Source organism: Sulfurivirga caldicuralii (assembly GCF_900141795.1).
Lineage (GTDB): Bacteria > Pseudomonadota > Gammaproteobacteria > Thiomicrospirales > Thiomicrospiraceae > Sulfurivirga > Sulfurivirga caldicuralii.
Map to the genome: position 1 here is coordinate 285,343 of NZ_FSRE01000001.1, position 20,232 is coordinate 305,574.

Sequence of the window (20,232 nt, forward strand, 5' to 3'; positions counted from 1 at the left end):
ACATGCAGATTGATCCGCATATTTTTCGCGCTTACGACATTCGTGGCGTGGTGGGCGAGGGGCTGACACCCGCAAGTGTTGAACTGATTGGGCGGGCACTGGCCAGCGCCGTGCGCGATGCCGGGGAGGACACGTTGATTGTGGGGCGCGACGGGCGCCTTTCTGGGCCGGAATTGACAGCCGCGCTCGTGAAGGGCGCGCGTAGCGCGGGTGTGAATGTGATCGACCTGGGTGCCGTGACCACCCCCATGGTTTATTGGGCAGCGGCCAATACGCCGGGCGTCTCCAGCTGTGCGGCCATTACCGGCTCCCACAACCCGCCCAATTACAACGGCATCAAGATGATGGTGGCGGGCGAGACCCTGTCCGGCGAGCAGATTCAGGCGTTGCGACAACGCATTGAGCAGGGCGCTTTCCATGAGGGCGCTGGCAATTATGTCCGGCAGGATATTGCGCAGACCTATATCGACGACATCGCCGCCAAAATAGACCTGGCGCGACCGCTCAAGGTGGTGGTGGATGCCGGTAACGGCATCGCCGGCGCCTATGCACCGCGCGCCCTGCGTGCCATTGGCTGCGAGGTGGATGAACTCTTCTGTGAGGTGGACGGCACCTTCCCCAATCACCACCCCGACCCCGCCAAGCCGAAAAACCTTCAGGACCTGATTGCGCGCGTGAAAGAAACGGGTGCAGATTTGGGGCTGGCATTCGATGGCGATGGCGACCGCTGCGGCGTGGTGGACGAGCAGGGCAATCTGCTCTATGCCGATCGGCAGATGATGCTCTATGCCTGCGATGTGCTCAGCCGACAGCCCGGTGCGACCATCATTTATGACGTCAAGTGCACCAGCCTGCTGGGCAAGGAGATCGAGCGCTGTGGCGGCAAGCCGCTGATGTGGCGCACCGGCCACTCCTTTATCAAGAAAAAGATGAAGGAAACGGGAGCGGCGCTGGCGGGCGAAATGTCCGGGCATATCTTTTTCAATGAGCGCTGGTATGGCTTTGACGACGGCATCTACACCGCCGCGCGCATGTGTGAAATTGTCGCCAAATACGACGGGCCAGCCAGCGAACTGTTTGCCCGCCTGCCCAATGCCTATAACACCCCGGAGCTGGAAATTCGCTTCAACGAGGGCGGCGAGCACTTCGCCTTTATGGACACGCTGAAGGCTATGGCGGACTTCCCGGACGGCAAGGTGTTTGACCTGGACGGCATCCGCGTGGACTTTGCCGACGGCTGGGGGCTGGTGCGCCCATCCAATACCACACCGGTGCTGGTGCTGCGCTTCGAGGGGGAGACGCCCGAGGCGCTGGAGCGCATCAAGACGCGCTTCCGCGACTGGATTCACAGGGTTGATCCGGACCTTGGGCTGCCGTTTTGAGCATGAGAGATATTCTCATCTATGAAAATGACCAGCAGCAGATTGAGGTGCTGTTGGAAGGGGAGACGGTGTGGCTGAACCGTCAGCAGATGGCCATGCTGTTCGGACGAGATGTGAAAACCATTGGTAAGCATATTGCCAACGTATTTCGGGAAGGTGAGTTGGACCGGGCGGCAACTGTCGCAAAATTTGCGACAGTTCAAAAAGAGGGTGGCCGTGAAGTAATCCGGCAGGTGGAATATTACAATCTGGACGTGATTATTTCCGTTGGCTATCGCGTCAAAAGCCTGCAAGGAACCCGTTTTCGCATCTGGGCCACGCAACGGCTAAAAGACTACCTGCTGAAAGGCTATGCTATAAACCAGCGGCGTTTAGCACAGAATACCTGTGAACTGGAGTACACTCTGGAACTGGTGCGCAAGGCCGCCGCTTCATCTGCACTGGGCTTGGACAGTGGCCGCGGGCAGAGGCGCGGCCTTTCTGTTTGTGGATTTCCTGCATCGCAATGACCGGCTCTGTATTGATGAAGGGGAGCCGGTCATCAATGATGCCGGTCTGGCAGCCTTGACCCTTTTAGTGGCGGAGTCAGATCCAAAAGACAAAGAACTTCTGATTCGATTGATCATGAACCTTTTGGCACGGGAAGAAAAGGATTAAGACCATGCGCATACAGGATATGAAAATGACCAAGGAACGGGCCGGGGAAATTGCTGCGGTCCTGTCGGAAGCGTTGCCCTACATTCAGCGCTTTGCCGGCAAGACCATTGTGGTGAAGTACGGCGGCAACGCCATGGTGGACGAGCAGCTTAAGCACAGCTTCGCCCGCGATATCGTGCTGATGAAGCTGGTGGGCATGAACCCCGTGGTAGTGCATGGCGGCGGGCCGCAAATCGGTCAACTGCTGGCCCGCATCGGCAAGGAATCCAAATTCATCGCCGGCATGCGCGTCACCGACGAAGAAACCATGGACGTAGTGGAGATGGTGCTTGGCGGGCTGGTCAACAAGCAGATCGTCAACCTGATCCACCGCAACGGCGGCAATGCCGTGGGGTTGACCGGCAAGGACGGTAATCTGATCACCGCGCGGCCACTGAAGATCAAGCGCATGAACCCCGATCTGGACGCGCCGGAAATCATCGACCTGGGCCACGTGGGTGAGGTGGAAAAGGTCAATACCCGTGTTCTCGACATGCTGGTGGAAGACGACTTTATTCCCGTCATCGCGCCCGTCGGCGTGGGCAAGGACGGCGCCAGCTACAACATCAACGCCGATTTGGTGGCGGGCAAGGTGGCTGAAGCCCTGCAGGCAGAAAAGCTCATGCTTTTGACCAATACGCCTGGGCTGCTCGACAAGGCGGGCAATCTGCTCACCGGTCTCGATGCCCACAGGGTGCAGCAGCTCATCGAAGACGGCACCATCTACGGCGGCATGCTGCCCAAGATCCAGTGCGCACTGGAGGCGGTAGAGGGCGGTGTGCATGCTGCGCACATTATCGATGGCCGTGTGCCTCATGCGGTGATGCTGGAGGTCTTTACCGATGCAGGCGTCGGCACGCTGATCACTGCGGACTGAGGAAAACGCCATGAGCTTGCCTACAACGATTCATCTGTTTCTGGTGGATGGTGACCCGGAAGGGATCAAGGTGATCAGCAAGGACAACTGGACGGGGCAGGCTGTGATGACACCGCGGGCAGCGCTTAAGCGTGCGTTGACTAGGCCGGAGTTGGACAAGGCCGGGGTTTATGTGTTGTTCAGCAAGGACGAGATTACTGGCCAGTTTGAACTTTATGTCGGTCAGGCCGATCAGATGAACAAGCGTTTGAAGCAGCATCTCGCCAAAGGGTTCTGGACGCAGCTTATCGCCTTTTCCAGCATGGACGACCGCCTCAACCGTGCAATCATCAGTCATCTGGAGGCACGTCTGATCGAGTTGGCTACACAGGCAAACCGCTGGAAACTGCATAACTTTCAGTTGCCGCAAACGCCAAATTTGTCCGAAATGGATCGGGCGGCCGCCGATGCGTTTCTTTCCGAAATGCTGATGATCTACCCTGTTCTTGGTGTGGACGCGTTTGAAAGCGGAGGCGCGAGTCATGATTCTGAATCAGTGTCATCATCTGACAAGGGATTACTGCTTTATCTAAGGGAGCGGGGTGCCAAGGCCAGGGCACGGTATGACGAACAGGGTGTTATGGTGCTAAAAGGCTCGCAATTACGTAAAGATATGACGGCGAGTGCACCGGAAGCTGTAAAGCGCATCCGCGAGGAGTTGATGGCGCGAGGCGTTATTGGCCAGCAGGATGGTAAGTTGCTGTTTCTTCAGGATTATCTGTTCAGTTCGCCATCCGGTGCCGCCAGTGTTCTGACGGGGGCAAGTATCAATGGCCGCACCGCATGGAAAGATGCGCATGGCGTGCCGCTAAAAGATTTAGAAAAACAGTGAGCGAGTACCTTCTCGAGCAGCTGCTGCTGTTTGCCATCTCGCTGGTGGCGAATTTCTTTTCCGCGCTGGCAGGTGGGGGCGCGGGCTTGTTGCAGTTGCCCGCGTTGCTGTTCCTCGGCCTGCCGTTCGCCGTCGCCTTGGCCACCCACAAGGTGGCCAGCGTGTTTCTGGGGCTGGGGGCAACGGCGCGACATCTGCAGTCTTCCCGTTACGACTGGCGCTTTGCCGCGTTTATTCTTGCCACCGGCGTGCCGGGCGTGCTCACCGGTGCGGCCATTATCCTCACCATTCCGGACCGCTGGTCGCAGCTGGCGCTGGGTATACTGACCACAGCCCTCGGCATTTATTCCATGGTGCAGCCCAATCTGGGCATGGAGGCACGTTCCGCCCATCGCGATCTGAAGGGCATGGTCATTGGCGGTGCCGCGCTGTGGCTGATCGGCGCGCTCAATGGGTCGCTGACCTCCGGCACGGGGTTGTTTGTCACCCTGTGGCTGGTGCGCTGGTTCGGGCTGGATTACAAGACGGCGGTGAGCTACACGCTGATTCTGGTGGGCATCGTCTGGAACGGCTCAGGTGCGCTGATGTTGGGCTGGCTGGGGCAGATCCGCTGGGACTGGCTGCCGGCACTGATTGCCGGCTCGCTGCTGGGGGGCTATCTGGGCGCGCACCTGTCGATTGTGAAGGGTAATCGGCTGGTCAAGCGCAGTTTTGAGGCCATGACATTGCTGGTGGGGCTGGCCCTGATTGGTCGGGCAATGGGGATGAGTGTATGAGGATCCGAGAACTCGCCAAGGCCGCTGGGGTCAATGTGGAAACAGTACGCTACTACCAGCGCCGTGGCCTGATTGATACGCCACCGAAGCCGTTGCACGGCTACCGGTGCTATGCCCCCGAAACGTTGCAGCGATTGCGCTTTATCCGTCAGGCGCAGCAGTTCGGCTTTACCCTGAAAGAGATCGAAGCACTGCTTGCCATCAGTGATGCCCCGTGCGGGGAAGTGCGTGCACAGATTGAGGCCAAGCTGGAAAAAGTGCGCGCTCGCATGGCGGCGCTGCAGCGACTGGAAGCGGCGCTGGTGCAGCAGCTGGATCACTGCCGTCAGCAGTCCAATCAGGCGCGCTGCCCGCTGATCGAGGCGCTTCTCCATACCGATGAATTTTCAGCAAATTAATGCTTGACTCCGTACCTTGGTACGGCCTCTAAACTGTGGGTGAACCTGATAGGAGGCCGAACCACAAATCCTGTCCCGTTGGGGCGACAAGGCGGGTGCTTTGGGTGTTCTAACCGCTGCCATGGGATGCAGCATGTGTTTCCCTGCCATCGCCAGTCTGGGTGCAGCGCTTGGGTTGGGCTTTCTCGGTCAGTGGGAAGGGCTGCTGATAAATACCCTGTTGCCAGCCTTTGCCTGGCTGGCCTTGATTGCCAATGCGCTGGGCTGGCTGGCACACCGTCAGTGAGGGCGTACCTTGTTGGGGATTTCCGGTCCGATTCTGCTGCAGCTCTCCCTCTATCCCTGGTTTTAGTATGGCTGGAGCACCTACGTGACGTAGGGGGCGCTCGTGTGGATGGTGCTGGTGGTCGTCTGGGATCTGCTCTGGCCGGCCAACCACCGTTGCGATGAACAGTGCGAAATCAAGGAGGGTTGATCATGTCCTGTTGTAAAGAAAATGCCTGCACTCAATCCAGCCAGCATGTGCTGATTATCGGTACGGGATCAGCTGCCTTCGCGGCGGCCATTGAGATTGTGGAAAACGGCGGGCGTGCTACGCTGATTGAGGCCGCCGAGCAGATTGGCGGCACCTGTGTGAATGTAGGCTGTGTGCCGTCCAAGATTCTGATTCGTCAGGCGCAGTTGAATCACTGGCGTCGGCACACGCCGTTTGACGGTCTGCCTGCGTGTGAAGCTGAAGGGGATCGCAGGGTGTTGATTGCTCAGCTCAAGGCACGCGTGGACGAACTGCGTCATGCCAAATACGAAAAAATGCTGGACACCTATCCCGGCATCAAGGTGGTGCATGGCCATGCCCGTTTTTTGACGGCCGATACATTGGTGGTGGAAAAGCCGGATGGTTCACGCCAGCAGTTGCGGGGCGATGGGGTGCTGATCGCTACGGGGTCACGTCCGCATATCCCGGAGGTCGAAGGGCTTGCGGCGACGCCTTACTGGACTTCGACCGAAGCACTGTTCAGCGAAGAAACGCCGCCGCGAATGATCGTGCTGGGGGCCGGCGTGGTGGCGTTGGAACTGGCGCAGGCCTATCAGCGTCTGGGTACGCAGGTGACGCTGCTGGCCCGTCGCGGACTGCTCACCAACCAGCCGGCCGAAGTGGGTGATACGTTGCGGCAGGCGCTGAAAGCGGAAGGCATGAACATCCTGACACGGACACAACCGCAACGGGTCGAGCATGCGGGTGGCATCTTTCAAGTGCAAACACCGGCAGGCGTGCTGCAGGCAGAACGGTTGCTGGTCGCCACGGGGCGGCAGCCCAATACGGATGTGCTGGCGCTGGAGCAGGTGGGCGTCCGGATCGATAGCCGCGGCCAGATTGTGGTGGACGAACAGTTGCGTACCAGCGTGCCGGGTGTCTGGGCGGCAGGCGACTGCACCCAGTTGCCCAAGTTTGTTTATGTGGCGGCGGCTTCCGGTCGCATTGCTGCCAGCGCCATGCGGGGCGGGTGTGAAACGCTCGACTTGAGCGTGCTGCCGCAGGTGGTGTTTACCGATCCGCAGGTGGCGACAGTGGGGCTGAGCGAAGACGAAGCGCAGGCGCAGGGGATCAAGGCCATATCACGGCGTTTGCCATTGGATCAGGTGCCGCGCGCATTGGCCAACTTTGAAACAACCGGTTTTGTACAGCTGGTGGCCGAAGCCGGGTCCATGAAACTGCTGGGGGCGCAGATTGTCGCGCCGGAGGCGGGCGAGATGATCGAAGCAGTGGCGATTGCGTTGCGCAAGGGGCTGCGCGTGCAGGATCTGGCCGGCGAGTTGATGGCTTATCTTACCTGGAACGAAGCGCTCAAGCTGTGCGCACAGACGTTCTTCAAGGATGTCAATAAGCTTTCGTGCTGCGCAGGGTGAGAGCGTTTTCGATAGGCAATAAAAAAGCCCCGCAAATGCGGGGCTTTTGCTATCGCGTTAAATAGGTCGCTTATTTGACGAATTCAATTTCCACGCGACGGTTCATCTGCAGGCACTCAGGTGTCATGTCGGTACACACCAGTTGCGTTTCACCAAACGCCTGCACTTCGATGCGGCTGGCATCGATGCCATTCTTGACCAGATAGTCTTTTACGGCCTCTGCACGGCGCTCAGACAGCTTCAGGTTGTACTGCGCAGAACCGCGCGGATCGGTATAGCCCTTGATGATGATCTTCTTGGCCGGATACTTCTTCATGTAGTTCACGATCAGATCCAGCTTGCCGAACGCATCATCGCTCAGCTCGGCGCTGTTGGTCTTGAACAGGCCACGGAAGACCGGAGGCGGCTCTTCCACGGCAGGGGCCGGCTTGGCAACAACCGAAGCAGGCTCGGGTTTCTTGACGATGACCGGCGCGGGCTTGGGTTCAGGCTTCTTCCAGCCTTCACATTCTGCGATGGCGGTTTCCTTGGTCCAGTGGATGGTGCGTACGCAGCCACCAAAGTTGTCACGCACGACGCGCTGCTTGTAGTCAACCCAGTAGGCACTGGTGCCGGAGCCGTCAATGTCGCCCTTGTATGGCGCTGCAGCGGCAGGCTTTTCAGTCGGTGCAGCAGCAGCCGGTGCTGCCGCTTCAGCCTTGGCGGCTGGTGCAGCTTTTTCAACGGCGGGGCATGCACCCGCATCCGGTGTCCAGTCGATGGAACGTACACATTCCCCCCAGCTGTCGCGCACATAGTTGCCATCGCTGTCTTTTACATAGGGCTCGCCGGCTGTGGCGAGGGTGGAAGCACTCAGCAGGGCTGCAGCGATCAGTGTTTTCTTCATGGGAATCTCCTTCTTGCGAAAACGGTTGGAATAGGATTGTATATTACCTTGGCAAAAATTGTTGAATAATCAATCAATTTTTATGACTGTTGTTGCTCATTTTTCAAGTGCACATCCATTTGCGGATAAGGAATGGAGATGCCATTTTCGTCAAAGGCCAGTTTCACCTTTTCGTTCATGTCCCAGTAAACCCCCCAGTAATCGCTGCTGTTGACCCATGCGCGAACTGTAAAGTTGATGCTGGAATCCCCCAGTTCGGCCAGGGCAACGACGGGTGCGGGCTCCTTGAGGACACGCTCGTCACTCTGCACCAGTTCTTCCAGCAGGCTTTTGGCCTTGCGCAGATCGTCTTCATAGCCAATGCCAAAGGTCATGTCCACACGGCGGGTGGGGCGGGCGGAGTAGTTGGTAATGGTGTTGCCGTATATTTTACCATTGGGCACGATGATTTCGCGGTTGTCGCCGGTGTGCATCTGGGTGCTGAACAGGCCTACCTGATCCACCACACCGGTGATGCCGGCGATCTCGACGAAATCGCCCTTGGTAAAGGGACGCAGCAGGATCAGCATGACGCCAGAGGCGAAGTTCTGCAGCGAGTCCTTGACGGCCAGGCCAACTGCCAGGCCGGCAGCACCCAGCAGTGCGATCAGGGAGGTGGTGTCCACGCCGAGCTGGTCAAGGGCTGCAATGACGACGACCAGCAGGAGTACGGCCTTGAGAACGGTGCCGCTAAAGTCAATCAGGATGGCATCGATCTGGGTCTTTCCCAGCGCGCGCTTGGTCAGCGAGACGATCTTGCCTGTCAGCCAGTAACCGATTACAAGAATCGCCGTGGCGATGGCCAGCTTGATCCCCCAGGGGATCAGGTAGGCATTGAGCAAGGTGTTAAACTCCATGAGCGGGCCTTCAGGTAAAAATAAAAACAAAACATTTACATGATGATCAGTATTTTATTCTTAAAAAGTTCTACACAACATGAAGGAATCGTGAAGGAAGTTTTCGAACTGATTGTATTCGGCGTATTTATACCGCTATGGCCTGGGGGCACTCTATACCCGTGCCAAGCAGGCTTTAACTGCGAGAGAGTGGCCGCTTGTCGCTTGAAGCTGAAAACGAATTGTGCAAGGCATAGCCACACGTGGCCAGATTGTTTTCACCTTCTAACAGGCCATGAAATGTTTCAGGAAGCTGCGTTGGCAATCAGTGCCTGAGCGGGACGCGGGTTGCTTACTGCGTAACCCTGCGCATAATCAAAGCCGAGCGCGCGAACCTGCTCCAGGGTCTGTTCGTCGCGGACAAATTCGGCGATGGTTTTCAGATTGAGCTGCTGGGCAATGAAGAGAATTGCCTTGACAATGGTTTTTTTGGTGGGATTTTCCAAGGCGGTAATGAGCGAGCCATCCACCTTGATAATATCCAGTGGCATTTCAAACAGGTAATTGAAATTCGAGTAGCCGCTGCCGAAATCATCCAAAGCAATTCGTACATTCAGCAATTTCAGCCGGTTAATAAAAAGGAGTGTGCGGCTGTAGTCGTTGATGGCTTCAGATTCGAGCAGCTCAATGGTGAGCCGCTGGCACAGATCAGGCCGATTCTGCAGATAGGCTAGAATCTGGTCGGCCGTTTTCGTATTCTCGATATCCCGTGTGGAGAGGTTGATAGAAAAGTGCCCCGGCACCTGCTCCATCAGCTGAAAGGTCTTGTGGATGATGCTGAGGGTCGCTTCGTGATAGATATCCAGTGATTTGAGCACAGGCAAAAACTCACTTGGCGAATGGATGATAGTGCCGTTTTCATCCACCACGCGCATCAAGGCCTCGTAGTGTTCCAGCTGACTGGTATGCAGATTAAGAATGGGCTGGAACCACGGCACGATGCGGTCTTCGGCCAGTGCCTGATAGAGCGCATCTTCCAGTTCCAGGTTCCGGGACGTTTTCTCCAGTGCTTCGGAGGGGAGCGTGTCTGCATTAATGAGAGTGGTAAGTTGTTGCTTGTTGAATTGCATGCCCAAGATCAATGCCCCCAGTGAGGACTTGACGAGCGTGCCATAACTACCCAGCAGAACAATGTTCTTTTGGCTGGTGGCCCTGATGTCCTGTTGAAGGTTCTTTAGCAAGGCAGCTGGGTCTTCATCTTGCCGTAAAGGGATAATGAATTCGTCTGAATACAGGCGGTAAAGGTGCTCACGCTTGAGGGTCTTGCGAAGGACGTGTGCCAGTTGCTGCAGCAGTTTGTCACCTGTATCAACGCCATACAGGGCGTTGATCTCTTTCATGTGACGCACATTGATAAGCAGCAGGGTGTGATACTGCGCCGTGAAAGTTTCCGTTTTCAGATCATCCAGCAGGCGGAGGCGGTTGTACAGGCCTGTGAGAGGGTCGATGAAGAAGCTGATGCGGCGTTCATTATTGAGCAATTGCCTGATCAGCCCCTGCAAAAAATAGCTGCGGCTGAACAGTTCCATGATCATAAGCAGGGCCCCGTAGTAATCCGCCTTTTGATAGGAGCGCATGAGCGAAAGGCCCAGTTGGTGGATCGCAATATCTTCCCGATAAATGTGTGCTGCCAGCTGTTCGCTGTCAGGATGCGTAAATGGGCGGTTTTCCTTGAGCCACTGCAGGACGGGACAGCGGTCAATGTGCTCGTTCATCCATTGCACCGGATCATCTGTGTCCAGTTCGGCAAACAGGGTTTGCCGCCAGTCCTCGTGGGCACTTAAAAGCCGCTGTTCATCCAGGTTGTAGAAGTTGTCGGCAGGGTGGTGAGCAAGATGGGTGGGGGTGAAGGAGATGCGTATAACAATTTTGATGAATCCCTTGGAGAATTTTTGTAAACGATCCTGCAGCGCGGTCTTTTGTTGCTCGTCAAGCAGAGGGGTAAGCTTGTGGAGGACCGCCAGCAGCTGGTAGATCGTCAGGTGGTGTTTGGCCGTTTCTTCCCCAAGGGGTTCAAGTTCTTCGGGGGTTGCCGTTTTGCTGCAGCACAGGGTGTAGAGCAGATTAGTGTAGAAGGCACGGTTGCTCTCATCAAGCCACTCCAGAAAATATTGACTTTCGATCAGCTTTCCCAGCAGGCTGTCGATTTGCGATAAGGTGGCCGTCATGCCGCGTGTCCTAATCCAGAAAATAGAGAAGTCATCTTAAGTCAGAACAATGAATGCGGTAAGAACGATTATAAAATAATACCTTTTAAAATTAAGGAAATTGCGGCTGTTTAGACCGCGTCCTTGGGGGTGGCGCGTATCACCTCCCGTGCCTTGGCCTGCTCAAGGTGCTGCCAGTCGCTGGGGATCAACACTTCGGCAATGGCGCAGGTGGCCAGATGGGCATTGTCTTCGTCGCCAGTGAGCCAGGCGAGCAGTTTTTCCAGGCCGGGGTTGTGCCCCAGCACGGCGACACGCTGTACGCTGTCTGGCACCTGCTTGATAGTGTGGATGAGGGTGTCCAGATCGGCGTTGTAGAGGGCATCGACGGTCTGGACTTCGGGTTGTTTGTCCCAGTGGCGGGTAAGACGGGAGAGGGTCTGCTGCGCCCGCTTGGCAGGCGAGACGAGAATCAGGTCGGGGATCAGGTCGCGCTCGGCGAGCCAGTGGCTCATCTTGCAGGCCTGTTTTTTGCCTTTCTCTGCAAGGGGGCGGTCGATGTCTTCGAGGGTATCGTCGGACCAGTCTGATTTGGCGTGGCGGATGATCAAGAGTTCACGTAAGCCGTCACTCATGCGGTTTTATACTCCGTATTGCTGTCGATAAGTCTGCATGGCAGCAAGCACGTCCTCGTAGCGGTGAGCGTGCTCGCTGAGAAAATCGATGATATCTGCCAGCGTAATGATGCTGACCACGGGGATGCCGAATTCGGCTTCCACCTCCTGAATGGCGGAGCGCTCGCCCTGCCCCTTTTCCATGCGGTCGAGGGCGACGACAACGCCGGCCGGTTCAGCGCCGTGGGCGCGGATCAGGTCGATGGATTCGCGGATAGCGGTGCCCGCAGTGATCACGTCATCGATGATGAGTACCTTGCCCTTGAGTTCGGTGCCTACGATCAGGCCGCCTTCGCCGTGATCCTTGGCTTCCTTGCGGTTATAGGCGAATGGCACGTCGATCTGGTGGAACTCGGACAGCGCCATGGCGGTGGTTGCCGCCAGCGGTATGCCCTTGTAGGCGGGGCCGAAAAGCACGTCGAAGCCGATCTGACTGTTGTGAATAGTGCTGGCGTAGGCGCGGGCCAGCTGGGCGATCTGCTCACCGGTATTGATCAGTCCGGCATTGAAGAAGTAGGGGCTCTTGCGTCCGGATTTGAGCGTAAATTCGCCCAGCTTGAGTACGCCGGCGTCGAGGAGAAACTGGATGAAATATTCGCGTGTCATGGGTTCCCATTTTGCATGAATTGCTTCAGTTGCGCAATTTCCTGCGGCCAGCGGTCCGGGTCGATGGTTTCCAGAATGAAGGGACGTTCGTCCCAGCGCGGATCCTGCATCAGCCTCTTGAAAGGTTCCCATCCCATTTCGCCTTCGCCCAGGCTGTGGTGGCGGTCCACGCGACTGCCCAGAGCCCCCTTGCTGTCGTTGACGTGAAAGGCGAGCACCTTGTCGGTGCCGATGGTATTGACGAGGGCGTCCATCACCCCATCATAGTCGTTTTTCAGGTCGTAGCCGGCGGCGTAGGCGTGGCAGGTGTCGATGCATACGCACACGCGATCCTTGTCGTCCACCTGATTGATGATCTCGGCCAGTTGCTCAAAGCGGTAGCCCACATTGGAGCCCTGCCCGGCGGTGTTTTCCAGCACGGCGATGACAAATTCGGTGGCCTCGTGGGCGCGGTTGATGGCGTGGGCGATGCGGGCGAGGCACGCGCTTTCGCTGATTTCGCGCAGGTGGCTGCCAGGGTGAAAATTGAGCATGTGGATGCCCAGCTGTTCGCAGCGTTGCAGCTCGTCGATAAAGGCGTCGAGGGATTTCTGCCACTTTTCATCGTCGGGATGGCCCAGATTGATCAGGTAGCTGTCGTGGGGCAGGATCTGGCGCGGGCCATAGCCATAGGCGGCGCAGCGGCGCTTGAACAGTTCAACCTGCTGTGGATCGAGGGGCTTGGCCCGCCACTGGCGCTGGTTTTTGGTGAACAAAGCAAAAGCGGTTGCGCCGATGGCATGGGCGCGCGCCGGCGCTTCGGCTACCCCGCCGGCTGCGGATACATGGGCTCCGATGTATTTCATGGCTGGCTCCTTTTGGCTGGATTTTAGCCCATTTCAAGACTCTGGCACGCCTTTTGCCCAAGGATGGATGTAATACGAAAACATGCCAAATTTTTGACAGGAGGGCGCTATGCCAATCGATCTATCCAAAGTGGACCCGCTGACCCCGAAAAAGGAACTGCTGGAGCAGGCCATGCGTCAGTCGCCCGGCGCGCTGTCCAAGCTGGGCAAGGGAAAAGGGGGCGAAGAAGCCCGTATTCCGGCGGACCTGAAGTGGCTGCAGGAAGACAAGACCGCGCTGCACGATCTGGTCAAGCAGCTGGACATGACCTTGGGCGAGGTGGCGCGGGAAATGCGTCAGGCACAGACGCTGATGGACAATGGCCGCAAGCAGCTTGATCGGGAACAGAAATTGCTCTATCGCCAGATCAAGACGCTCAACGGCCTGCTCAAAAAGCAGATCGAGGCGTTCGAGCTGGTCAACCGGCAGGTCAAGCGCATCCAACTGGGGGAAACACGTGTGCTGCCGCAGATCGGCATCGGGCTGATCGGCGGGCTGATTTCCGCCATTACCGTGGTGGTGAGCCTGCCGTGGATCGAGCTGCTGATTGCACAGCTCAAGTAATTGGGGTTGCTTGGCGCCTGTGAAGCGTGGCAATTTGCATGTGCAACGGGCAGAATGAATGTTTCCCCACAGGGAGAAGCCTCATGAGCCTGCATGCATTGAAAATTCTCGAACGCCGTCGCGAAACCGCGCCGGAAAGCGACAAGGCGGTCTTCTGCCTGCGTCTGGCGTGCACCGAACCCTATGAACCCGGCGACTGGCTGATGGTGCAGCCGGTCAATCCCCAGCGAACCGTGGGCGATGTGCTTGAGGCGCTGGGGCTGACCGGCGCCGAACGGGTCACGCTGCGCCGCCACGGCGAAGTGCCGGTGTTTGAGGCGTTGCGCGAGCATCTGGAAATCACCCAGCTGGATCCGGCCATGCTCAACCGCCTGCAGCGCAAGGAAGGCATTGGCGACTGGCCTGACCGGCAGGCCATGGTGGACTATGCCTGGCACCGCGATCTGCTCGACTTCCTTTGCGACTACCCTGATGCCCGGGCGCTCAGTCTGAAGCTGATCGATTACCTTTCGCCGCTGGCGCCGCGTTATTACTCCATCGCTTCGGCCTGCTGTGCCCACCCCGGCGAAGTGCACATTCTGTTCAAGCACGTGGTGCACATGGTGTGCGGGCGCGAGCACCCTGGCGCGGCTACAACACTTTTGCGCGAGTCACCGGTGGGCAGTTTTGTGCAGGGACGCATTCAGGCCAACAAGGGCTTCAAATTGCCGCAACAGGGCGAGGTGCCCATTGTGATGATCGGCGCGGGCGTGGGGCTGGCACCATTTATCGGTTTCATGCAGGCACGCCTGCGCGAAGGAGCAGTGGGAGAGAACTGGCTCTTTTTTGGTGAAACCCACGAAAAGAGCACCTTCCTTTGCCGCGAGCAGCTGACCGGCTGGGTAGCGCAGGGTGCACTGCAGCTGGCGACCGCCTTCTCACGCGATCAGGCGGAAAAGATCTACGTGCAGCACCGTGTGCTTGAGCACGCCGACGACGTGCGTCGGCTGTTTGCCGAAGGGGCGTATTTCTATCTGTGCGGCGACAAGCGCGGCATGGCGCCGGCGGTGCTGGATGCGCTGACCCAGTGCCTCGGAGAGGATAAAATGGCCCAGCTCAAGGCTGAAAACCGCCTGCAGACCGATATTTACTGAGTTTTCCCGTTTTTTTCAGCCCGCCAAAAACGGACTGTGAAAAAGTCGGGGACCCCCCTGCAAGGAGCAAACGTATCATGTGGCTGGATATTCTGTTTCGAACCCTGGGCGATCTGCGCGACCCGCGCATTCTGATGCGTCTGTTCGTGCCCTTTGTTGCTGGGGTGATCGTCGTCTCACTGCTCGGCTATGGCGTTTTTGGCTTTCTGCTCACCAGCGACTGGGTTCACCAGCTGCCCATCGTGCAGGATTTTGAGCAGTGGGTGGACAGCGCCGAGCAGAGCCTGCAGGCGATTCCGTTGATCGGGGCGCTGCTGGTGTGGCTGATCAGTGCACTGGCCGCGGTAACCGCCGGGCTGATGGGGCTTCTACTGGGCAGCTATCTGGTGCTGCTGTTCGCCATGATCATTACCGGTTTCATGACCGATACGCTGGTGAAGGTGGTGCGCGAGAAGCACTATCCGGGGCTGGTCTTTCGTGGCGATGCGTCGCTGACGTGGATGCTGGGGCGGGTGCTGTGGTACGGCCTGCTGCTGTTACTGCTGCTGATCGTCACCCTGCCGATTCTGCTCGTGCCGGTGCTGAACGTGGTGTGGTTCTGGTGGATCGGCTTTCTGTTTTTCCGCTATTCCATGATGCTGGATGCCGGCAGCATCATTCTGCCGAAGCAGCTACTGATGGAGGAGATGCCGGTGACCAACTGGACGCCGACGCTGATCATGATGGTCTTCTATCTGCTGGCGGCACTGCCGCTGCTGAGCCTGTTTGCCCCCATGCTGGCGGTGATTGCACTGGCGCACTACTTCTGTGAGCGGCTGACGGTCCATGAGGCGTCCGGGCGCGTTTAACCCTTCTTCTTGCTGTACTTGAGCACGGCCTGTGAGGCGCTCTTGAGCGCCGTATCGGGCAGCGAAAGTGCCACATTGCCGAGCGTATAGAGTTTCTTGATTTCCTGCGTGACGAAGGTTTCGCCGAGGCTGGCGGTGACCAGATAGTTAGCAATCATGATCAGCGCAACCAGCTTGCGTTCCTTGGGATGATTGGCCGTCTTGCCAATAAAGTCGGTGTCATGGTGCAGCAGAATGGTGTGACCGATTTCGGGCGCCATGCCCCACTTCTTGGCGGCGATCAGCCCGGCATAGCAGTGGGTGGTGCCCATCAGCTCGGCTTCTTCCCGATAGGCAGAAAAGGGCTTGGAAAGCTGTTTGAAAAACACCTCCTCGTATCCTTCCCGCTCGAGGCGCAGCAGGAAAATGGCGCCCACATTCTGCGTCAGCGCAGCCAGGTAGGCTTCCGATCGAGCGATGCCACCGGCGTAGGGCGAAAGCTCTGCTGCGGCCACGCCCGCCTTGGCGCAGAAGTTGAGAATCTCGCGTTCGTTTTTGTCGCGGGTAATGTAGTGGGAAAAGGCGCTGGCGAGAAAGATATTGTAGATCTCTTCCAGCCCGAGGATATTGACTGCAGCGGTCGCATCCTTGATCAGCTCATCTGCTTCGGTGAGGTTGCTGTTCACCAGCTTGAGAAAGTGGTTGAACATTTCCGGGTTGCGGCTGATCAGCTTGGCGATGGTAACCGTGTTGGGGTATTTGGCGTTCAGCTCTTCCTTGAGGCGGATCACCTCTTCCGGCAGGGAAGGCAGGTGAACACGCCGCAGGGCTTCTACGGCTTCGTTCAGCATCAGCTGCATGGTTTTACGTTCCTCCTAGTGTGATGCGCTTACCAGCGTGGCGCTCTTGCCCCATTTGATGACAGCCGCCGTGGCAGCGGTAATGGCGATATCGGGTGGCGTGATAACCTCCATGCCCGTATCACGATAGGCCTTGAGTTCACTGGTGATGAAGTGTTCACCGAGGGTAACACCCACCACATAGTTAGCCACCAGTATGAGGGCAATCAGTTTGCGCGCCTTGTCGTGGCCGACGGTTTTCGTGGTGAACTGGCGGTCATGGTGCAGCAGAATGGCCTTGTAGATGTCGGGATCGATATGCCATTTCTTTGCCACGAGCGTGCCTACAAAGGTGTGTGCAGTCCCATAGTGCTTCAGCTCCGCTTCATAGGCTGTCCAGGGCTTGCTGAGCTGGTCGTGGAAAAAGTGCATATAGGCCTGGTCCAGACGGGCCATGTAGATGGCGCCCACGTTCTGGGTTAGCCCTGCCAGATAGGCCTCCGAGCGGGTAATGCCCTCCACCCAGTAGCTGAGTTCCGCCGCAGCAATGCCGGCCATGGCCCCGTGCTGCAGGATTTCGCGCTCTTCATCGTTCTGGGCAATGCGTTCGCAGAAGACACTGGCAAGAAAGATATTGTAAAGCTCGTCCAGACCGAGCAGATTGACGGCCGAACGTGCATCGTGAATGGGCTCGTCAATGTGGGTAATGGAGGAGTTGATCAGGTCCAGAAAACTGTTGAGCAGTTCCGGGTGATGAGCAATGAGGTTGGCGATCGTGACAGTATTCGGGTAGCGCTTGTTGAGCTCTTCCTGAATCTGGATTACTTCCTGGGGCAGGGACGGTAACTTGACCTGTGTCAGCAGTTCATCCGCCTTTTTCAACGCTTGCTGCATGCCCGTACTGCTCTAAAAATTTTGATTGAGCAAGCATAGCTGCAAGCGCTGGTGCAATCAAGCCTGGGTGTTGATTTGCGTGCCGATATGGTCGGGCAGACCGGCACGGGGGGTGGCGTTGGGCAGCGAGGCGATCAGCTGCAGTATGCCGTTTTTTTGAAGATCCAGCGCCTTTTTAAATACGCTGATCTGCACGCTTTGCAGGGATTGCGCCTGTTGCTGATTCAACACGGCATTGACGGCGGCGTTGGGGGAAATGTCCATTGAAATTCTCCTTGGTATGCCGTGTGGATATCGGCCGGGGAGTCCGTAACTTGAGGGCATGGACTTCAAAAAAATGTGCTGTCGTGCTAACCTGTTGATAATCCAGTAAGGAATGTCGAGCGATGATGCTTCTGCCTCTGGCCCATTCGTCCCATGCTGCGGTCCTGCCGAGCGAGCCGGCTCGTCCGGTGAAAACGGTGGTGCGGCCGGATGACACGGCATCGCCCCGTTCAGGGGCACCGCAGTCGGCACATAAATCCTCCCTCTCGGTACGTCCCGCTGCAAATGCGTCTGCCGACAACACAGCGGCGCAGCAGGCGCAGGTCGAGGCGGTGGTGGCGCAGCTCAAGGCGCGGGATCGCGAAGTGCGCGCGCACGAAATGGCCCATTTGGCCGCCGCTGGCAGCTATGCCACCAGTGGCGCGCGCTATACCTATCAGACGGGGCCGGATGGACGCCGCTATGCCATTGGCGGTGAGGTGGGCATTGATGTGTCGCCAGAACCGGATCCGGAAAAGACCCTTGCCAAGATGCAGGTGGTGCAGCAGGCGGCGCTGGCGCCCGCCAACCCCTCCGCGCAGGATCTGCGTATTGCGGCAGCCGCTGCTCAGGCCATGGCGCAGGCTCAGATGGAGCTGGCGCGCATGCGTAGTGAGGGGTATGATGCTAATCCGGGACGTGAGGGGAGTGAGTCAGACAAACGCAGCGCGTCACCGGCTCAAGCGGGAGCGAAAGAGAGGAATGATTCGAATCGCTCACCGCTCGTTGAAGCGGGAGTGACGGCGCAGAAAGCCTGGGCACAGCGCCTGGCTATTCAGAATGTCTCTTGAGTTGAACGGGTAGGTTCAGGCCGGGCAGAATGTCTTCTGCATGGCATCCATCAGGTCGAGGATCTGCGGGCTCGCCACGCTGCAGAGAATCTTGCTCCCATCCCGGCGGGAAACCACAATGCCCTTTTCCCGCAGGATATCCAGGTGTTGGGATACGTTGCTCTGTGTTGTGCCTACCTTCTCGACGATCTCCATGACGGGCATTTCCCCTTCGCCGATGACACAGAGAATTTTCAGCCGCAAGGGGTGCGCCATGGCCTTGAGCGCACGGGCGGCCTGTTCGATATTGTCCTCACGCATGTCAAAAAACTGATGGTCCACCTGCTGCAGCATGAGCCTTGACCTTCTGGTTGATGTTGTTTTTTATAACATTATGTTCGAATATAGCGATATGCCAATTCTACCGGCGTGTCCCCGTTGTGTCATGCAAACTTATTTATAATGAACCAAGAAAAAACTTGTGCTCTTCCGCCAGGGGAGGGCAAATCACACGATAAAGGAGCTTTCATGACAGGCCAGTGGATGAAGAAAATCGGATGGCTGGTTTCCGGCGCAATGCTGGGCGGGACACTGGTTGTCGCCGCCACCGTCACCGCGAGCGACAAGGGCAAGTCTGCCAGCGGGCTGCCGCTGCAGGAACTGCGCACGTTCGTTGAGGTATTCAATGCCGTGGAACGCAGTTATGTGGAGCCGGTCAGCGACGACAAGCTGCTGGAATATGCCATCAAGGGCATGGTGTCCAATCTGGATCCCCATTCCGACTACCTGCCGCCGGAAAGCTTCAAGGAGATGCAGGAGCACACCACGGGCGAGTTTGGCGGCCTGGGCATGGAAGTCAGCATGGACAAGGACGGTTTCGTCAAGGTGGTGGCGCCCATCGACGACACGCCCGCTCAGAAGGCCGGTATTCGTGCTGGCGACCTGATCATCAAGATCGACGACAAGCCGGTGAAGGGCATGACCCTTACCGAAGCGGTCAAGCTGATGCGCGGTAAGCCTGGCACCGAAGTGACGCTGACCATCGTGCGCAAGGGTGAGGACAAGCCGCTGGTGATCAAGCTGAAGCGCGCCATCATCCAGGTGAAATCCGTCAAGAAGAAACTGCTGGGAGAGGGCTTTGGTTATGTGCGCATCAGCCAGTTCCAGGTGCGAACCGGTTCCGAAATGGTGGAAGCCATCGAGAAGCTGGAAGAGAAGAATGGTGCGCCGCTGAAAGGCCTGGTGCTGGATCTGCGCAATAACCCCGGTGGCGTGCTTACCGCAGCTGTGCAGGTGTCGGACGCCTTCCTGAACAAGGGATTGATCGTCTACACCAAGGGGCGTAACGAAGATGCGCAGATGAAATTCGAAGCGCGTCGCGGTGATGTGATGGATGGGCGCCCCGTCGTGGTGCTGGTGAACGAGGGCTCCGCCTCTGCGTCCGAAATCGTCTCCGGCGCGCTGCAGGATCACCACCGAGCTCTCGTGGCCGGTCGCAAGACCTTTGGCAAGGGCTCCGTGCAGACGCTGATGCCGCTGAGCAATGGTGCGGCCATCAAGCTGACTACCGCGCGTTACTACACGCCTTCCGGTCGTTCCATTCAGGCCGAAGGTATCGTCCCTGATGTGGTGATCCCGCGCTTGAAAGTGCAGAAGGTGGAAGAAAACGATCCACTTGAAATCCACGAAGCCGACCTTAAAGGGCATCTGGATCACAAGGACGACAAGCCCGTAAAGCAGAAGAAGGCTGATGCTGAACGCACGGAGGTCAAGAAGTTGCTCGACAAGGATTACGAGCTCTATGAAGCGCTCAATCTGCTCAAGGGCATGTCGCTGGTGCAGCTGCAGAAGGAGGAGTGAT

General features: G+C 57.6%; 23 protein-coding genes. 13 read left to right on the forward strand and 10 right to left on the reverse strand.

The window, feature by feature from the left end:
* The first annotated feature begins 2 nt into the window (after positions 1–2).
* The 8 genes from BUQ81_RS01500 to merA all read left to right on the forward strand — a co-directional run bounded on the left by BUQ81_RS01500 (position 3) and on the right by merA (position 6,908).
* Positions 3–1,382 (forward strand): phosphomannomutase/phosphoglucomutase, encoded by a 1,380-nt coding sequence (locus BUQ81_RS01500; RefSeq protein ID WP_074200627.1) that lies wholly within the window; start codon positions 3–5, stop codon positions 1,380–1,382.
* A gap of 2 nt (positions 1,383–1,384) precedes the next feature.
* Entirely contained in the window at positions 1,385–1,891 is a 507-nt protein-coding gene (locus BUQ81_RS01505; RefSeq protein ID WP_200770524.1) for a virulence RhuM family protein, read from the forward strand.
* A 152-nt stretch (positions 1,892–2,043) separates the two neighbouring features.
* Complete coding sequence (gene argB, locus BUQ81_RS01510) at positions 2,044–2,955, forward strand: acetylglutamate kinase (protein WP_074200628.1); 912 nt, start codon at positions 2,044–2,046, stop codon at positions 2,953–2,955.
* Between the two features lie 10 nt (positions 2,956–2,965).
* Positions 2,966–3,826, forward strand: coding sequence for a GIY-YIG nuclease family protein (locus BUQ81_RS01515; protein WP_074200629.1), 861 nt, complete (start codon positions 2,966–2,968; stop codon positions 3,824–3,826).
* Positions 3,823–4,602: a sulfite exporter TauE/SafE family protein gene (locus BUQ81_RS01520; RefSeq protein WP_234947275.1), complete on the forward strand. Its 780-nt coding sequence runs from the start codon at positions 3,823–3,825 to the stop codon at positions 4,600–4,602. The genes BUQ81_RS01515 and BUQ81_RS01520 overlap by 4 nt, the downstream gene beginning before the upstream one ends.
* Positions 4,599–5,000 (forward strand): MerR family transcriptional regulator, encoded by a 402-nt coding sequence (locus tag BUQ81_RS01525; RefSeq protein WP_074200631.1) that lies wholly within the window; start codon positions 4,599–4,601, stop codon positions 4,998–5,000. Before BUQ81_RS01520 ends, BUQ81_RS01525 begins: the two co-directional genes overlap by 4 nt.
* A 70-nt stretch (positions 5,001–5,070) precedes the next feature.
* Positions 5,071–5,286 (forward strand): MerC family mercury resistance protein, encoded by a 216-nt coding sequence (locus tag BUQ81_RS08975; protein WP_456119725.1) that lies wholly within the window; start codon positions 5,071–5,073, stop codon positions 5,284–5,286.
* A gap of 191 nt (positions 5,287–5,477) precedes the next feature.
* Positions 5,478–6,908: a mercury(II) reductase gene (gene merA, locus BUQ81_RS01535; protein ID WP_074200632.1), complete on the forward strand. Its 1,431-nt coding sequence runs from the start codon at positions 5,478–5,480 to the stop codon at positions 6,906–6,908.
* Between the two features lie 70 nt (positions 6,909–6,978).
* On the opposite strand, the gene BUQ81_RS01540 is transcribed toward merA, so the two are convergent.
* From BUQ81_RS01540 to nfo, 6 genes are all read right to left on the reverse strand, one after another.
* Positions 6,979–7,794, reverse strand: coding sequence for an OmpA family protein (locus BUQ81_RS01540; RefSeq protein WP_084188177.1), 816 nt, complete (start codon positions 7,792–7,794; stop codon positions 6,979–6,981).
* Positions 7,795–7,874: 80 nt separating this feature from the next.
* Positions 7,875–8,690: a mechanosensitive ion channel family protein gene (locus BUQ81_RS01545; RefSeq protein ID WP_074200633.1), complete on the reverse strand. Its 816-nt coding sequence runs from the start codon at positions 8,688–8,690 to the stop codon at positions 7,875–7,877.
* A gap of 284 nt (positions 8,691–8,974) precedes the next feature.
* Positions 8,975–10,897 (reverse strand): EAL domain-containing protein, encoded by a 1,923-nt coding sequence (locus BUQ81_RS01550; protein WP_074200634.1) that lies wholly within the window; start codon positions 10,895–10,897, stop codon positions 8,975–8,977.
* Positions 10,898–11,007: 110 nt separating this feature from the next.
* A complete protein-coding gene (locus BUQ81_RS01555; RefSeq protein ID WP_074200635.1) occupies positions 11,008–11,511 on the reverse strand; it encodes a SixA phosphatase family protein in 504 nt (167 codons plus the stop codon).
* 6 nt (positions 11,512–11,517) lie between these two features.
* Positions 11,518–12,156 (reverse strand): orotate phosphoribosyltransferase, encoded by a 639-nt coding sequence (gene pyrE, locus BUQ81_RS01560; RefSeq protein ID WP_074200636.1) that lies wholly within the window; start codon positions 12,154–12,156, stop codon positions 11,518–11,520.
* Entirely contained in the window at positions 12,153–13,001 is an 849-nt protein-coding gene (gene nfo / locus BUQ81_RS01565) for a deoxyribonuclease IV (RefSeq protein ID WP_074200637.1), read from the reverse strand. Before nfo ends, pyrE begins: the two co-directional genes overlap by 4 nt.
* 109 nt (positions 13,002–13,110) lie before the next feature.
* On the opposite strand from nfo, the gene BUQ81_RS01570 reads away from it, so the two are divergent.
* From BUQ81_RS01570 to BUQ81_RS01580, 3 genes are all read left to right on the forward strand, one after another.
* Positions 13,111–13,605 (forward strand): hypothetical protein, encoded by a 495-nt coding sequence (locus tag BUQ81_RS01570; RefSeq protein WP_074200638.1) that lies wholly within the window; start codon positions 13,111–13,113, stop codon positions 13,603–13,605.
* An 83-nt stretch (positions 13,606–13,688) separates the two neighbouring features.
* On the forward strand, positions 13,689–14,738 hold the full coding sequence (locus BUQ81_RS01575) for a flavodoxin domain-containing protein (protein WP_074200639.1): 1,050 nt from the start codon (positions 13,689–13,691) through the stop codon (positions 14,736–14,738).
* A gap of 77 nt (positions 14,739–14,815) precedes the next feature.
* Positions 14,816–15,586 (forward strand): EI24 domain-containing protein, encoded by a 771-nt coding sequence (locus BUQ81_RS01580; protein ID WP_234947277.1) that lies wholly within the window; start codon positions 14,816–14,818, stop codon positions 15,584–15,586.
* Here the strand turns inward: BUQ81_RS01580 and BUQ81_RS01585 are convergent.
* The 3 genes from BUQ81_RS01585 to BUQ81_RS08585 are packed head-to-tail and all read right to left on the reverse strand — an operon-like array spanning position 15,583 to position 17,562.
* Positions 15,583–16,425 (reverse strand): HDOD domain-containing protein, encoded by an 843-nt coding sequence (locus tag BUQ81_RS01585; RefSeq protein ID WP_074200640.1) that lies wholly within the window; start codon positions 16,423–16,425, stop codon positions 15,583–15,585. The two genes, BUQ81_RS01580 and BUQ81_RS01585, sit on opposite strands and share 4 nt — an antisense overlap.
* 15 nt (positions 16,426–16,440) lie before the next feature.
* Positions 16,441–17,298, reverse strand: a complete 858-nt coding sequence (locus BUQ81_RS01590) for an HDOD domain-containing protein (protein WP_074200641.1) — start codon at positions 17,296–17,298, stop codon at positions 16,441–16,443.
* 57 nt (positions 17,299–17,355) lie between these two features.
* A complete protein-coding gene (locus tag BUQ81_RS08585; RefSeq protein WP_074200642.1) occupies positions 17,356–17,562 on the reverse strand; it encodes a YjfB family protein in 207 nt (68 codons plus the stop codon).
* Positions 17,563–17,684: 122 nt separating this feature from the next.
* On the opposite strand from BUQ81_RS08585, the gene BUQ81_RS01600 reads away from it, so the two are divergent.
* On the forward strand, positions 17,685–18,392 hold the full coding sequence (locus BUQ81_RS01600) for a putative metalloprotease CJM1_0395 family protein (protein WP_074200643.1): 708 nt from the start codon (positions 17,685–17,687) through the stop codon (positions 18,390–18,392).
* A 15-nt stretch (positions 18,393–18,407) separates the two neighbouring features.
* Here BUQ81_RS01600 and BUQ81_RS01605 read toward each other — a convergent pair whose 3' ends face one another.
* Positions 18,408–18,725 carry an ArsR/SmtB family transcription factor gene (locus BUQ81_RS01605; protein ID WP_200770525.1) on the reverse strand — a complete coding sequence of 106 codons (318 nt, stop codon included), beginning with the start codon at positions 18,723–18,725 and terminating at the stop codon, positions 18,408–18,410.
* Positions 18,726–18,899: 174 nt separating this feature from the next.
* Here BUQ81_RS01605 and BUQ81_RS01610 point away from each other — a divergent pair, with 174 nt between their 5' ends.
* Positions 18,900–20,231 (forward strand): S41 family peptidase, encoded by a 1,332-nt coding sequence (locus BUQ81_RS01610; protein WP_200770526.1) that lies wholly within the window; start codon positions 18,900–18,902, stop codon positions 20,229–20,231.
* The last annotated feature ends 1 nt before the right edge of the window (position 20,232 follow it).